Annotated in this window: 15 protein-coding genes; 10 read left to right on the top strand and 5 right to left on the bottom strand. The window is 67.8% G+C overall.

Translation table 11 applies throughout. The features are described 5' to 3' along the window. Nucleotides 1-17: 17 nt before the first annotated feature. Genes AAG816_RS09110 through AAG816_RS09100 form a run of 3 tightly spaced genes read right to left on the bottom strand, consistent with a single transcriptional unit; the run spans nt 18 to nt 2,697 of the window. A complete protein-coding gene (locus tag AAG816_RS09110) occupies nt 18-806 on the bottom strand; it encodes an ABC transporter permease (protein WP_341989289.1) in 789 nt (262 codons plus the stop codon). Continuing rightward, nucleotides 803-1,627, bottom strand: a complete 825-nt coding sequence (locus AAG816_RS09105) for an ABC transporter ATP-binding protein (protein ID WP_341989288.1) — start codon at nt 1,625-1,627, stop codon at nt 803-805. Before AAG816_RS09105 ends, AAG816_RS09110 begins: the two co-directional genes overlap by 4 nt. Before the next feature lie 32 nt (nt 1,628-1,659). Next, a complete protein-coding gene (locus AAG816_RS09100) occupies nt 1,660-2,697 on the bottom strand; it encodes an ABC transporter substrate-binding protein (RefSeq protein ID WP_341989287.1) in 1,038 nt (345 codons plus the stop codon). 163 nt (nt 2,698-2,860) lie between these two features. Between AAG816_RS09100 and AAG816_RS09095 the strand changes: the two genes are divergently transcribed. From AAG816_RS09095 to AAG816_RS09060, 8 genes are read left to right on the top strand one after another with little or no spacing between them, the layout of a single operon-like run. Further along, on the top strand, nt 2,861-4,975 hold the full coding sequence (locus AAG816_RS09095; RefSeq protein WP_341989286.1) for a hydantoinase/oxoprolinase family protein: 2,115 nt from the start codon (nt 2,861-2,863) through the stop codon (nt 4,973-4,975). 16 nt (nt 4,976-4,991) lie between these two features. Then, nucleotides 4,992-6,737, top strand: coding sequence for a hydantoinase B/oxoprolinase family protein (locus AAG816_RS09090; protein WP_341989285.1), 1,746 nt, complete (start codon nt 4,992-4,994; stop codon nt 6,735-6,737). Beyond that, nucleotides 6,734-7,594: a sugar phosphate isomerase/epimerase family protein gene (locus tag AAG816_RS09085; RefSeq protein ID WP_341989284.1), complete on the top strand. Its 861-nt coding sequence runs from the start codon at nt 6,734-6,736 to the stop codon at nt 7,592-7,594. The genes AAG816_RS09090 and AAG816_RS09085 overlap by 4 nt, the downstream gene beginning before the upstream one ends. Beyond that, nucleotides 7,591-8,403 (top strand): TetR/AcrR family transcriptional regulator, encoded by an 813-nt coding sequence (locus AAG816_RS09080; protein WP_341989283.1) that lies wholly within the window; start codon nt 7,591-7,593, stop codon nt 8,401-8,403. The genes AAG816_RS09085 and AAG816_RS09080 overlap by 4 nt, the downstream gene beginning before the upstream one ends. Before the next feature lie 17 nt (nt 8,404-8,420). Next, nucleotides 8,421-9,224 carry an aldolase gene (locus AAG816_RS09075; protein ID WP_341989282.1) on the top strand — a complete coding sequence of 268 codons (804 nt, stop codon included), beginning with the start codon at nt 8,421-8,423 and terminating at the stop codon, nt 9,222-9,224. 46 nt (nt 9,225-9,270) lie between these two features. Continuing rightward, nucleotides 9,271-9,552: a BolA family protein gene (locus tag AAG816_RS09070; protein WP_341989281.1), complete on the top strand. Its 282-nt coding sequence runs from the start codon at nt 9,271-9,273 to the stop codon at nt 9,550-9,552. A 14-nt stretch (nt 9,553-9,566) separates the two neighbouring features. Beyond that, nucleotides 9,567-10,295 carry a 7-cyano-7-deazaguanine synthase QueC gene (queC, locus tag AAG816_RS09065; protein ID WP_341989280.1) on the top strand — a complete coding sequence of 243 codons (729 nt, stop codon included), beginning with the start codon at nt 9,567-9,569 and terminating at the stop codon, nt 10,293-10,295. Beyond that, on the top strand, nt 10,292-10,711 hold the full coding sequence (locus tag AAG816_RS09060) for a hypothetical protein (protein ID WP_341989279.1): 420 nt from the start codon (nt 10,292-10,294) through the stop codon (nt 10,709-10,711). Before queC ends, AAG816_RS09060 begins: the two co-directional genes overlap by 4 nt. 12 nt (nt 10,712-10,723) lie before the next feature. Here AAG816_RS09060 and AAG816_RS09055 read toward each other — a convergent pair whose 3' ends face one another. After that, on the bottom strand, nt 10,724-11,260 hold the full coding sequence (locus AAG816_RS09055; RefSeq protein ID WP_341989278.1) for an N-acetyltransferase family protein: 537 nt from the start codon (nt 11,258-11,260) through the stop codon (nt 10,724-10,726). A 212-nt stretch (nt 11,261-11,472) separates the two neighbouring features. Here AAG816_RS09055 and AAG816_RS09050 point away from each other — a divergent pair, with 212 nt between their 5' ends. Beyond that, nucleotides 11,473-12,819 (top strand): APC family permease, encoded by a 1,347-nt coding sequence (locus AAG816_RS09050; protein ID WP_341989277.1) that lies wholly within the window; start codon nt 11,473-11,475, stop codon nt 12,817-12,819. A gap of 119 nt (nt 12,820-12,938) precedes the next feature. Here AAG816_RS09050 and AAG816_RS09045 read toward each other — a convergent pair whose 3' ends face one another. After that, on the bottom strand, nt 12,939-13,700 hold the full coding sequence (locus AAG816_RS09045) for a Bax inhibitor-1/YccA family protein (protein WP_341989276.1): 762 nt from the start codon (nt 13,698-13,700) through the stop codon (nt 12,939-12,941). Nucleotides 13,701-13,936: 236 nt separating this feature from the next. Between AAG816_RS09045 and AAG816_RS09040 the strand changes: the two genes are divergently transcribed. Further along, the gene (locus AAG816_RS09040) at nt 13,937-14,743 is read left to right on the top strand and encodes a hypothetical protein (protein ID WP_341989275.1); all 807 of its coding nucleotides are present in this window, start codon (nt 13,937-13,939) and stop codon (nt 14,741-14,743) included. Nucleotides 14,744-14,791: the final 48 nt, after the last annotated feature.

Genomic DNA, 14,791 nt, shown 5'->3' with positions numbered 1-14,791 from the left:
GCGCCGTGCCGCAGGGCTCAGTGCTGCGGCCCATGGGCCGACCGCTGGGAGACGTGCCACGGCAGCAGGAAGGTTTCCAGCGCCTCGACGATATAGAACAGCACCGTCCCCAGAAGCCCGAGGAGAATGAGGCAGACGAATACCCGAGGGGTATCGAACTGCCCCTGGGCGGTGAGGATGGCAAAGCCCAGTCCCTCGGAGCCGGCCACGAACTCGCCGACGATGGCGCCCACCAGCGCGAACGAGATCGCCACCTTCAGCCCCGCGAACACGCTGGGCAGCGCATTGGGAAAGCGGATCTTGCGCAGGATGTCGAACGAGGAAGCGCGGCTGGCGCGGGCCAGATTGATCATGTCCGGGTCCACGGTGCGCAGGCCCAGCACCGCATCGATCACCACCGAGAACAGCGCCAGCATCAAGGCGATGGCGATCTTCGGCTCGATGCCGGTGCCCATCCAGATCACGAACAGCGGCGCCAGCGCCACCTTGGGCACCGAGTTGAGCGCCACCAGCAAGGTATAGACCGTGCGCTCCATGAATTTGGAATGCACGATGCCCACCGCCAAGGCCAAGCCCAGCACCACCGCCAGGAGGAAGCCGGCCAGCGTGGTGTAAAGGGTGAAGCCCGCCATGCGCAGGAAATAGGCGGGGGAGAGCAGGAACTCGGTCCAGATGTCGGTGGGCGCCGGCAGGATGATCGGCGGCGGGCGGAACGCCCACACCGCCCCTTGCCAGAGGAGCGCGACGGCGGCGAGCAGCGCCACCACCATGGCCGCTTCGCGCAGGGCTGACAGGGTGCGGGTCATGCGCCATGGCCTCCGGTGGCGAGCTTCGCCGGGATGGGGTCTGCGGGAGTGTCGTCCTTGAGCACGCCCAGGCTCGCGAACAGGTGGCGGATATGGGCCACGTAGCGCCCGAATTCCGGGGTCTCGCGGATCGACAGCGGGCGCGGGCGCGGCAGATCGATGGGGACGATCTCGACGATGCGGCCGGGGTTGCGGTCCATCATCACCACCCGGTCGGAGAGGAAGATGGCCTCCTGGATGCCGTGGGTGACGAACACCACGGTCTTGCGCGTTTCCTGCCAGATGCGCGCCAGCTCCAGATTGAGGTCGTCGCGGGTCATGGCATCGAGCGCGCCGAACGGCTCGTCCATGAGCAGAAGCTTGGGATCGCACAACAGCGCCCGGCAGATGGCCACCCTTTGGCGCATGCCGCCGGACAGTTCCCACGGATGGCGGCCCTCATAGCCGGCAAGGCCGAAGCGTGCCAGCAGCGCCCGCGCGCGGGGCTCCACATCGGCCCGGCGCAGGCCGATGAATTCCGCGGTAATGAGCACATTGTCGAGAATGGTGCGCCAATCCAGCAGCACGTCGCGCTGGAACACCATGCCCATTTCCCTGGGCGGCCCCTTGAGGGGCTGCCCGTGGACGGTGATGGTGCCGGCGCTGACCGCCTCCAGGCCAGCGACGCATTTGAGCAAGGTGGACTTGCCGCAGCCGCTCGGCCCGAGGATGGAGACGAATTCCGCCTCGTTCACATCCAGGTTGATGTCCTGCAGGGCGTGCACCGGCCCGCGCGGGGAGCCGTACGCCTTGCGCACGTGGTCGATGGAGACATAGGCCATGGCGCGTCCCGTCAGGAGAAAAGCCGGGGCATTCAGTTCACGAATTCATTCGTGAAGTAAGCCTGCGGCGTGGCCCCGGGCTTCAGGGCATTGGCCGCCTCCAGCGACTTGATCGCCTTGGCCCAATCCTCCTCCGACTGCCAGCCGATGGGCTTGCCCTTGGTGGCGGGGGTGTCGAAGAAGTCCACGGTGAGGCGGATCTGCTCGGCCAGCACCGCCTTGTTGAGCTTGGCGTCAGGACGCTGCTTGATGATGGCGTCCGCCGCCTCGTCCACATGGCCGTCGCGAATATAGGCCCAGGCCTTCTGCTGCACGGCCACCAGCTTCTTGAGCGCGGCCTTGCGGCTCTCCAGCGTCTTCTCGGTGGCGATCAGGCCGTAGCTGGGAAAGGCGATGCCCACGTCCTCGGCCAGGATCGCCTTGGAGGGGCGGGCGGCTTCCGCCACCGGCAAAGCGGAGGGCGAGGTGGACATCAGTCCGTCGGCGCGCTTGGCGGTATAGGTGCCCCACAAGGCGGCGGGGTCCACGAAGGTGACAGTGACCTTGGTGCGGTCGAGGCCGCCCTGCTTGAGATAATAGTCGATGAACGGCGCCCAGGGGCTGGCGGCGAACACCACCAGGGTCTTGCCGGCGAAGTCCGAGACCTTGGTGATCGGGCTGTCCTTGTCCACCAGAACCGCCAGATCGGTGCGCTTGTCGAAGCCGGCGAAGGACTTCACCAGCGAGCCGTTGTCCCGCGCCTGCGGCAGCAGGCCAAGCTGGATCTGGCCCACATCCACCTGGCCGGCATTGACCAGTTGCAGGGTGTTGCCGGAGCCGCGGCCGTCCTGGACGTCCACCTCCAGGCCCGCCTCCTTGAACCAGCCTTTCTCATTGGCCAGATGCATGCCCGCATGCACGCCCCAGGGCGAGAAATCCAGCCGCACGGAGATCTTCTCCGGGGCGGCGGCCTTGTCCTGCGCGCGGGCCGGCATGGGGCCGAGGCTCGTGGCGAGCAAGGTGGTGGCCACAAGGGTGAGGGCGGCGGCGCAAGCGCCCGCGGTTCGAGCGCCGGAAGCGAACAATGCCATGCGATGGATCCCCCGTCTGATTTGAGAATGAGACTACATGGTCCAATACGGCCTGCAAGATGAATTATGCGGCGCCAGGAGCAAACAGTTCGTGCAGATGGTCTCTTGACGACATATGGATCCATAACTAACCATCTGGTCCAATAGATGCCGGAGAGATCGCGTGACCAGCTTCCAAGGCAATGACGGCGGCGGGACCAGCCAGGGCGCCGGGGCGGGCGTGCGGATCGGCGTCGATATCGGCGGCACCTTCACCGATCTGGTGCTGGCCGATGGGCACGGCGGCATCTTCCATCGCAAGGTGTCCTCCACGCCGTCTGCCCCCGAGGCGGCGGTGCTGGAAGGGGTCAAGGCGATCATCGCCGACGCTGGCGTCGCTGCGAGCGCGGTGCGCGAGGTGGTGCACGGCACCACGGTGGGCTCCAACACCCTGCTGCAGAAGGTGGGCGCGCCCACCGGCCTCATCACCACCAAGGGCTTCCGCGACGTGCTGGAAATCGGCCGTCTGCGCACCCCGTCCATGTTCGATCTGCAGTGGGAGAAGCCGTTGCCGCTGGTGCCCCGCCGCCACCGGCTGGAGGTGCATGAGCGCATTGCCGCCGACGGCCAGGTGCTGGTGGCGCTGGATGAGGCGGAACTGCTGAACGTGGCAGGCGAACTGGTGGCGGCGGGCCTCACCTCCATCGCCATCTGCTTCCTGAACTCCTATCGCAACCCGGTGCATGAGCGCCGGGCGGAGGCGCTGCTGGCGCAGCATTTCCCGCAGGTGCAGGTGACCTCCTCGGTCTCCGTTCTGCCCGAGGCCAAGGAATATGAGCGCACCAGCACCACGGTGGTGAATGCCTATGTGCGCCCGGTGCTGGAACGGTATCTCACAAATCTTGAGCAAGGACTCAACGCGGTCGGCGTGTCGGCGCCGCTGCTGGTGTGCAATTCCAACGGCGCGCTGGCCTCCTCGCTCACCGCCCGCGAGAAGCCGGTGTTCTTCATCTCCTCCGGCCGCGCTGCCGGCGTGGTGGGCGGGGCGCGGCTCGGTGAGGCGGTGGAGATCGGCGATCTGGTGGTGTTCGACATGGGCGGCACCACCGCCTCCGCCTCGCTGGTGCAGAAGGGCGAGTTGATGCGGGTGAGCGAATATGAATTCCGCGCCGGCATCTCCACCCCCAGCCGCTTCATCAAGGCCGGCGGCTATATGATGAGCGTGCCCACGGTGGATGTGGCCGAAGTGGGGTCCGGTGCCGGCTCCATCGCTTATGTGGACGATGGCGGGTTGATGCGGGTCGGCCCCATCTCCGCCGGCGCCGATCCCGGCCCCGCCTGCTATGGCGCCGGCGGCGCGCGGCCGACGGTCACCGACGCCAATTTGCTGCTGGGCTATCTGCCCGCCACCTTGGCGGGCGGGGCGCGGGCGCTCTCCATCGAGGCGGCGCGCACCGCCATCACCCGCGATCTCGCCGCCCCGTTCGGGCTGGAGGCCCGCGACGCCGCCTTCGGGGTGCGCGAGGTGGTCAATGCCAACATGGCCCGCGCCATCCGCGCCGTCACCGTGGAGCGCGGCGTGGACCCGCGCGACTTCACCCTTGTGGCCATCGGCGGCTCCGGCCCGGTGCATGCGGCGGATATCGCCCGGCAATTGTCCATGCCGCGGGTGCTGGTGCCGGCCTCGCCGGGGGTGTTCACCGCCATGGGCATGCTGGCGGGGGATGTGGAGCGCTATTTCATCCGCCCGCTGCCCGGCCGGCTGGATGCCCTCGACACCGAGGCGGTGGCGGCGCTGCTGGAGGAGATGCAGACGGAAGCCCGCGCGGCCTTGCGCGCCGAAGGGCTCAGCGATGCGGACATGGTGCTGGCGCCGGAAATGGACCTGCGCTTCCGCGGCCAGGAAATGGCGCTGGCGGTGCCTTATCGCGCCGCCGATCCGGCGGCGGTGCGGGCCGCTTTCCTCGCCGCTTATGAGGCCACTTATTCCTATGTGTCCGCCGACATCATCGAGACCGTGAGCCTGCGGCTGATCGGCCGCGGCCTGCGCCCCGGCAAGCTGGATTTCCGCACCGGGGCCCGGGTGGAGGGCGGCGCCGAGCTGCCCATCGCCATGCGGGCGGTCTATTTCGGCGCCGCGCGCGGCACGCTGGAGACCCCGGTCTACGACCGGCTGCGCTGCCCGGCGCAGCTGGTCGGGCCAGCGATCATCGAGGGGGCCGACAGCACGGTGGTGATCCCCCCGGACACCAGCGCCGTCATGGACGCCCATCTGAATTTGCTGCTCACCCTCGCCTGAGCCGGAGATCGCCGCCGTGACGCAAGACCCGCACAAGCCGCTCGATCCGGTCACCTTCGCGGTGCTCAAGAGCGCGTTCGAATCCATCGTCGACGACATGGCCTATACGGTCATGCGCACCGCCCGTTCGCCCATCGTCCGCGACGTGCTGGATTATTCCGCCACCATGTGCGACGCGCAGGGCCGCATCCTGGCCCAGGCCAAGACCGTGGCCCTGCATCTGGGCGCGGTGCCCGACGCCATGGCGGCGCTGCAACGCCATTATGCCGATGATCTCAATCCCGGCGACGTGATCATCTTCAATGATCCCTATGACGGCGGCATGCATCTGCCAGACATCTTCATGTTCAAGCCGATCTTCGCCGGGGCGCGGCACATCGGCTATGCGGTGGTGATCTGCCATCATTGCGACGTGGGCGGCCGGGTGCCGGGCTCCAATGCCTCGGATTCCACCGAGATCTTCCAGGAAGGCCTGCGCATCCCGCCGCTGAAGCTGTTCGACAAGGGCGTGCGCAACAAAACCCTGTTCGATATCATCACCAAGAATGTGCGCCTGCCGGATCTGGTGATCGGCGATCTCGAAGCCCAGCTCGCCACCTGCGCCTTGGGTGAGCGGGAATATCTGCGCCTCGCCGACCGCTATGGCATCGATCTGCTGGAGAGGTTTCTGGCCGAGTTCCTGGACTATGGCGAGCGCCTCACCCGCCGCGCCTTCGCCGCCTGGCCGGACGGCGCCTACAGCTTCACCGATTATATTGACGGCGACGGCTTCGATGAGGCGGCGATCCCCATCCATGTGGCCATCACGGTGACGGGCGACCAGATCGGGGTGGATTTCGAGGGCTCGGCGCCGCAGGTGAAGGGGGCGATCAATTCCACCCTCTCCTTCGTCAAGTCCGCCACCTATCTGGCGGTGCGCTGCGTGCTCGATCCCGACGTGCCCAACAATGCCGGCGTCTATCGCTGCATCGATGTCTCCGCGCCCTTGGGCACCGTGCTCAATCCGCATTTCCCCGCCCCGGTGGCGGCCCGCGCGCTCACCGGCTACCGGGTGGTGGATACGGTGCTGGGCGCGCTGGCGGCCATCGTGCCGGAGCGGGTGGCGGCGGCGGGGGAGGGCGGCAATACGGTGGTGTGCCTCGGCGGCTACGACGCGGATACCCGCGAGCCCTTCATCATCGTCGACATGATCAATGGCGCGCTGGGCGCCCGCGCCACCAAGGACGGCATCGACGCGGTGACCAATCCGTCGCAGAACATGTCGAACATGCCGGTGGAGATCATGGAAGCCACCTATCCTTTGATGATCGAGGAATATGCCCTGCGGCCGGATTCCTGCGGCGCCGGGCGCAATCGCGGCGGCCTGGGCGTGGTGCGACAGTATCGGCTGCTGGCGAAATCCGCGGTGATGCAATTGCGCGCCGACCGCTATGCCCATCCGCCCTACGGCCTGTTTGGCGGGGGACCTGCGGCGTCCTCGCGCAACTGGCTGGCAGAGCAGGCGGGCGAGGACTTCACCTTGCTGGACAGCAAGGTCACCCGCAACGTGTTCCGTGGCGCGGTGATCCGTCATGAGCAGGCGGGCGGCGGCGGCTATGGCGATCCGCTGGAGCGCGATCCCCAGCGGGTGCTGGCGGATGTGCTCGATGGCAAGGTGAGCGTCGATTATGCCCGGAGCGGTTTCAGCGTGGTGGTGCGCGAGGGGCAGGTGGACGAGGCCGCCACCGCCGCGTTGCGCGCCGCCAAGGCGGCCGCCGCATGAGCGCGGCGGCCCCGGCACGCGACCTCTCGCGCTTTGCCATCAACCAGATCACTACCCCGTCGCTGGATCTGCGCGCGGCGGTGGAGATGTATGCCCGCGCCCGCGTCGGCGGCATCGGCGTCTGGATGCAATATCTGGAGGGCATGAGCGGGGCGGCGGCGCGGCATCTGATCCGCGATGCCGGGCTGTTCGTGCCCTGCCTGTGCACCAGCGCCTGGGTCAATCTCACCGACAAGGCCGCCTATGGCGCGGCGCTGGACGAGAACCGCCGCCGGCTGGATCTGGCGGCCGACATCGGCGCCGCGACCCTGGTGGTGGTCCCCGGCGGCCTTGCCACCGGCGAGACCGACATCGCCGCCGCCCGCTGCCGGGTGGAGGATGCGCTGGGCGAGCTGCTGCCCCATGCCCGCGCCACCGGCGTCGCTCTGGGGCTGGAGCCGCTGCATCCCATGTATGCGGCGGAGCGCTCGTGTCTCAACACCTTCGCCCACTGCCTGGATCTGGTGGAGCGCCTCGGCGCCGGCACCGGCATCGTCGCCGATGTCTATCATTGCTGGTGGGACGCGGACTTTGCCGCCGGCCTGCGGCGGGCGGGGCCGGAGCGCATCCTGAGCTTCCATCTGTGCGACTGGCTCACCCCCACCCGCGATGTCTATCAGGACCGCGGCATGGTGGGCGACGGGGTCATCGACATCGCCTTCTACCGGCAGGTGCTGGATGAGATCGGCTATGACGGTCCGTTCGAGGTGGAGATCTTTTCCAAGCTGGACTGGTGGCTGCGCGATCCGCAGGAGACCACGAGCATCAGCGTCGAGCGCTGCGCGCCGTTCGTGGCACCCCGGCAGGTGCGCTTGTGACGCGCACGCCGCGGGCGGTGCCCCGCGCCGACCCGCTCTCCCCGGTGGACACCGGGGCGCCTCGGCGCAAGGGACAGTTGACGGCTCCCGTACCGGGCGTGCTCATGGGGCCGCAGCCAGCGGAGCCCGTGGGACCAGTGAGCGAGAAGCCGCGCAAGCGCGACAGCATCGGAACCCAGGAGAAGATCCTGGCGGCGGCGCAGGCGGAATTCGCCCGCCACGGCTATGACGGCGCCCGGGTGGATGCCATCATCGCCCGGGCCAAGATCAGCAAGAACCTGCTCTACCACCACTTCCGCTCCAAGGAAGACCTCTATGTGAAGGTGCTGGAACGCACCTATGAGACCATGCGGCGGCGGCATGAGGAGGTGCCCCTGGTGGGCCTGGAGCCGGTGGCGGCCATGCGCCGGCTGTGCGAGAGCACGTTCCAGACCTTCATCGAGGAGCCCGATGTCATCGTCATGATGAACACCGAGAACCTCCACCGCGGCAAGCATGTGGCGAAATCGCCCATCATCCGCCAGCTCTACAGCCGCCTCTCCAGCACCATCCAGACCATATTGGAGCAGGGCGAAGCGCGTGGGGTGTTCCGCTCCGGCATCGATCCGGTGGAGCTGTACATTTCCATTTCGGCGCTGGGGTATTTTTACCTCTCCAACCGCTACACCTTGTCGATGATCTTTGACCGCGACCTCAAAAGCCCGGACAATTTGGCGCGGCGCAAGGCGCATATCGTCGATATGACCCTGGCCTACCTGACTGCGGGACTGCCCCCGGCCGGCCCCCTGCTGCCGGCCGAAACCCTGTGACCTGAACGGAGACCGACGTGGCCCATTCCCTGAACCCGCTGGGCGGCGCCGCCGCGCCGGAAACCGCGACCCTCAACCGTCCGGCCCTGGACAGCGACGAGGTGTGGAACGCCCGCGTGGACCTGGCGGCCTGCTTCCGCTTTGCCGCCCGGCTCGGCATGCAGGAGGGCATCTGCAACCATTTCTCGGCGGTGCTGCCGGGCTATGACGACCTGTTCCTGGTGAACCCCTACGGCCTGGCATTCGAGGAGATTTCCGCCTCCGACCTGCTGGTCTGCGACTTCAACGGCAATGTGGTGGCCGGCGAGGGTACGCCCGAGGCGACGGCCTTTTTCATCCACGCCCGCATGCACTTGAACGTGCCGCGGGCCCGCGCCGCCTTCCACACCCACATGCCCTATGCCACCGCGCTGACCATGGTGGAGGGCGAGCCCTTGGTGTTCGCCGGCCAGACCGCGCTGAAATTCTACGGCCGCACGGTGGTGGACCGCGACTATAATGGCCTTGCCCTGGACGCCACCGAGGGCGACCGCATCGCCGGGGCGGTGGGGGACGCGGACATCGTGTTCATGAAGCACCACGGGGTGATGGTGCTGGGCCGCACCGTCGCCGAAGCCTGGGACGATCTCTATTATCTGGAGCGGGCCTGCCAGGTGCAGTGCATCGCTCTGTCCACCGGGCGCCCGATCATTCCGGTGAGCCATGAGATCGCCGCCGCCGCCGCCCGCCAGATGCGCGAGGGCGATGCGGAATCCGGTCGGCTGCACCTGGAAAGCGTCAAGCGCATCCTCGACCAGCAGGAGCCGGCCTATTGCCGCTGAAGCCGGCGCATTGACGGGAGGCCTGCGGCGGCAGTACCGATAGAGCATGTCGCAGGCCAATCTCTCCGAAATCCGCACCACGCTCGAAGCGGGCCTCTCGCCCCTCTCCCTGAAGGTGGAGGACGAAAGCCATCTCCATGCGGGCCATATGCACAATGAGGGACGCGCCGATGGCGGCGTCACCCATGTGCGGGTCTCCGTGGTGGCGGAGGCGTTTGCCGGCAAGAGCCGGGTGGAGCGTCACCGTCTGGTGAATGCGCTCCTCGCCGGCGAGATGGCCAAGGGCCTGCACGCTTTGGCCATCGATACCAAAGCTCCCGGCGAATAAGCGGGGCCGATCTCATGACGGACACGGCACGCGTTGCCGCCTCCGGGGCGCTGGTGCTGTTCTCCGGCGGGCAGGATTCCACCACCACCTTGGCCTGGGCGCTGGAGCGGTTCGAGCGGGTGGAGACGGTGGGCTTCGATTATGGCCAGCGCCACCGGGTGGAACTGGACTGCCGCCAGCATCTGCGCCCGGCCCTGGCGGCGCTGAAGCCGGAATGGGCCGCCCGTATGGGCGAGGACCACACCCTCTCCCTGGAGGCGCTGGGCGCGGTGTCGGACACAGCCCTCACCCGCGACGTGGCCATTGAGATGACCGAAGGCGGCCTGCCCAACACCTTTGTGCCCGGCCGCAACATCGTGTTCCTCACCTTCGCCGCCGCGCTGGCCTATCGCCGCGGGCTGCGCCACATCGTCGGCGGCATGTGCGAGACCGATTTCTCCGGCTATCCCGACTGCCGCGACGACACCATCAAGGCGCTCCAGGTGGCGCTGAACCTGGGCATGGACCAGCGCTTCGTGCTGGAAACGCCCCTGATGTGGATCGACAAGGCCGACACCTGGGCGCTGGCCGAGGCGCTGGGGGGCAAAGCCCTGGTGGACCTGATCGTGGAAGAGACCCATACCTGTTATCTGGGCGAGCGCGGCGCGCGCCACGACTGGGGCCATGGCTGCGGCACCTGCCCGGCCTGCCGCCTGCGGGCGGACGGCTTTCGCCGCTATGGGGAGACGAGGGCAGCGCCATGAGCACGAATCTCTTTGTGAAACGATCGCGCCATCCGGTCCGGTCGCCGCGTGCGAGCAGCTTTCTGCGCCACGGGCTTGCGGCCTTGGCGCTTATGGCGCTGTTCGGCGCGGCGGGCGCAGCACCGGCCGCCGCCGCCAGCTTCGATTGCACCACCGCCAAGGCGCGCGATATGCGCGCGGTGTGTGTGAACCGCGAACTGTCCGATCTGGATGTGCGCATGGCCACCCTCTATGAGGTGCTGACCCATCTGGTGGCCATGGGCCAGCGCGGCGAGATCCAGGACGCGCAGAAGGCGTTCCTGGCGTTCCGCGCCACCTGCGGCGGCCGGGTCGCCTGCATCCGCGGCGCCTATCAGAACCGCATCACCCAATTGGAAGCCGGCCTCCAGGCGATCTACGCCCGCGGGCCGTTCTGATCCGGGGACGCGTCAGGTGCCGGGCGTGCGGTCGCCCTCGCCCAGGTCGCGCTGCATCAGCACCGTATCGATCCAGCGGCCGAACTTGAGGCCGGTCGCGCGCAGCACGCCCACATCATAAAAGCCGCAGGCACGGTGCAAGGCGATGGAGCCGGCATTGGCGCTGTCGCCGATCACCGCTACCATCTGGCGGAAGCCGCGGGCCTCGCATTCGGCCAGCAGGGCTTCCATCAGCGCCCGGCCGACGCCGCGCTGCTGGGCGGTCTGCGCCACATAGATGGAATTCTCCACCGTATAGCGATAGGCGATGCGCGGCCGGAAGGCGCCAGCATAGGCATAGCCCAGCAGCGTGCCGTCGCTGTCCACCGCCGCCAGATAGGGATGGCCGCCCTCGGTCAGGGCCGCGAACCGCCGCGCCATTTCCGCCGCTCCCGGCGGCTCCAGCTCGAACGAGGCGGTGCCGGTGCGTACGGCCGCGTCATAGATCGCGGCAATGGCTTCTATGTCTTCCAGGGTCGCGGGGCGGATATGGACCGGGGCGTGGGGCATGGCGGGGCAGGGCCTGACAGGATGAGGCGGCACGGTTCCGCTTCATAGCCGCCTGCGCCGGGCTTTTGAACCCCGTGCGCCGGTTCCCACGCGGGGCCGCCGCCCGGACGGTTGAAGCGGAGCGGACGGAAACCGGGCCAAAAAGTGCCGGTTGGCGGGGCCGCCCGCGCGCGCCATAGCAGAGCTGTCGCTTCACACGCCTGGAGGGTGCCGTGGCCGGTCTTCGCCGCAATCTGTCTTCGCTTGAGGCGGTGGGCCTCTCGATCTCGATCATCGCGCCGACGGTGGCCATGGCCTTCAACGTCACGCTGGCGGCGGGGGCCGCCGGCAAGGCGGCGCCGCTGGCCTTCGTGTTCGGCACCGTGGCCCTGTTCGTGGTCGGGCTGTCCTTCGTCTTCTACTGCCGCCGCGTGCCCAATGCCGGCTCGGCCTATGCCTATGTCTCGCAGGCGTTCGGGCCACGCGCCGGCTTCCTGGCCGGCTGGCTGCTGATGCTCACCTATCTCCTGGCCGGCAGCGGCATCGTCGCCTTGATGGGGGATTTCGTCAGCGCCGCCTTGGGCAATTACGGCATCGTCATTCCCGGCCTGTGGATGATGGTCGCGCTGGCCGCGCTGGTGGTCGCCACCGCGCTCGCCTATCGCGACATGAAGGTGGCGGCGCGGGTGATGCTGATGTTCGAGGCCGCCGCGGTGTTCGCCATCATCATCCTCGGCGTCCTGATCCTGGCGCGGGTCGGCGCGGCCGGCCAGCTGACGCTGACCCCGTTCGTGCCCGATCCGGCCTTCGGCTGGTCCGGCGTGGCGCATGGCATGGTGTTCGCGGTGCTCTCGTTCGTGGGGTTCGAGGGCGCCACCACCTTGGCCGAGGAAATGGGCGCGCCGCGCCGCTCCATCCCCATCGCGGTGCTGGGCACGGTGGCGGGGGCGGGCGTGTTCTTCGTGTTCGCCTCCTATGTCCAGGTGGTGGGGTTCGGCCTGGACGACATGAAGGGGCTGGCCGCCGACGGCGCGCCGCTGAACACGCTGGCGCTCAAGTTCGGCTCGCAGAGCTTCGCCACGCTGCTGGATGTGGCGGCGGCGGTGTCGGGCTTTTCCGCGGCGCTGGGGGCGCTGAGCGCGGGGGCACGCATGCTGTTCGCCTTGGGGCGCGGCGGGCTGGCGCCGGCGCTGGGGGTGGCCCATCCGGTCCATGGCACGCCGGCGCGGGCGGTGCTGGTGATGAGCGCGCTGATGGTGCTGGGCCTGGTGGCCTGGGGGCCGTTCGTCGGCGCCACCGACTATTTCGGCGACGTCGCCACCATCGGCACCCTGTGCGTGATCGTGGTCTATCTGGCGGTGACGGTGGCGGTGGTGGCGTTCGGGTTCCGCACCCGCAGCCTGGCCTATGGGGCGATCGGCGCGGCGGGCACGCTGGCCATGGTGTGGCCGTTCCGCAATTCGCTGTTCCCGGTGCCGGCCTATCCCGCCAATCTGTGGCCCTATGTGGTGATCGGCTTTATCGTCATCGGCGTCATCATCCTGCGGCTGCGCCCGAACCTCGGCCTGACCCACGAGTGAGCGCCACGCGGGCGCGCCGACGCCCGGCCGGCAAAGGCACTGGCATGCTTCGCCCACAAAAAAAGGCCCCGGCTTGCGCCGGGGCCCGTTCTGCTCGCCCGCGGTGACGCGGGGCTGGATCAGTTGCTGTTGCGGTTGCCGAACAGCTGCAACATCATCATGAACAGGTTGATGAAGTCGAGGTACAGCGTCAGCGCGCCCATGATGGCCTTCTTGCCGGCCACCACATCGTCGTCGCCTTCGAAATACATCTCCTTGATGCGCTGGGTGTCGTAGGCGGTGAGGCCCGCGAACACGACCACGCCCACCACGGACACGATCCACTGCAGCATCGAGCTGGCGAGGAAGATGTTCACCAGCGAGGCGATGACGATGCCGATCAGGCCCATCATCAGGAAGGTGCCCATGGCCGAGAGGTCACGCTTGGTGGTGTAGCCCCACAGGCTCAGCGCGCCGAACGAGGCGGCCGAGATGAAGAACACCCGCACGATGCTCTCACCGGTATAGACCAGGAAGATCGTGGAGAGCGACAGGCCCATCAAGGCCGCATAGCCCCAGAACACCGCCTGTGCCGTGCCCACGTTCATGGACTGGATGCGGAAGCTCAGGAACATGACCGCGCCCAAGGGCGCAAACATGATGACCCACTTCAGCGGGCTGTTGAACAGCGTGGCGCCGAAGGGCGTGAGCTGCATGGCTCCGCCGGAACGATCCACGGAGAGCATGAAAATGCCAATGGCGGCCGCGCCAGTGATGGCAAGGCCCAGAGCCATATAGTTGTACACGCGGAGCATGTACGTACGGAGGCCCTGGTCGATCGCGGCCTCCGAGCGCGTCACCGAGCCGTAACGCGCGGCGACGTTGCGATCATAATCGGACATCGTCGGTTCCTTTCCTCAATCCATCGGCGGATGGGCACGGCCCACACCTTACCCGATGCATGTCCAATATGGTGGGTTCAAAATGGGGCGGCAAGACATCCTTTGATGAAATTTCCGCAAGGTCATGTTGTTTTTCCGCTGCTTTCCCGAGCGGTATCGATCTAAGGTTGTGGGTCCGTTGGGGCTGGGCGCGCATGGTCGGGGGGCGATGCAGGCACGAAAAGACGCTCCGCGGCGTGCCCCGGTGGGCGTCGCGGCTCGGCGGTGCCGTTTTCCTTTGGCTGGCCGGCGCGCTAGCGGCGCTCGGGGGCGCCTGGACGTTGCCGCAGGGCGGCGCCGACCTATGGGGCCAGACCTCCATCGCCGCCGCCGGCTCCGCCTTCGGCCCGGGCTACGCCCTGCAATCGGGCACCAGCTATCACAAGGTCGAGCAGAATGTGCTGCTGGAATATGGCGTCAGCGATGGGCTGACCGCCATTCTCGGTACGCAATTCCTGGCGGTCACCGTCACTGGGGCCGCGCCGGCCCAATATGCCGGGCCGGGCTATAGCGATTTCGGCGCGCGGCTCAAGCTGGGGCAGGGCGCGGATTGGGTGGTGTCGGTGCAGGCGGTGGGCCGGGCGCCGGGCGCAGGCGGTTCCAGCAGCCGGGCGGCGGTGGGCTATACCGATTGGGAGACCGACCTGCGCCTGCTGGCGGGACGCGCATTCCCGCTCTGGGGCCTCGCCGCCTTCATGGACCTGCAGGTGGCGCAGCGGGACCGCTACGGCCCGCCCCCCAGCGAGCTGCGCTTCGATGCGACGCTGGGGGTGGAGGTGATGCCCGGCTGGCTGATGCTGCTGCAATCCTTCAACGTGATCTCGGAAGGGGCGGGCGAGGGGCCGGATTTCGACCTGTCCTATGAGTATTTCAAGCTTCAGGCCGGGGCCTTGGTGAATGTGGATGCCCACCTCACCGTGGAGGTTGCCGCTTTCACCACCTATCTGGCGCGCAATTTCCCGCAGGAAAACGGCATCGTTCTGGCGGCACGCTACCGCTTCTGAGCCGCCGGGCTGCCCCGCCCTCACGGGGATGGAGGCGCTCCCGGGTCG

The organism is Azorhizobium sp. AG788 (genome assembly GCF_943371865.1).
Classification (GTDB): Bacteria; Pseudomonadota; Alphaproteobacteria; order Rhizobiales; family Xanthobacteraceae; genus Azorhizobium.
Note: the sequence above shows the minus strand (reverse complement) of the source record. Positions and strands in the feature narration are given on the sequence as shown.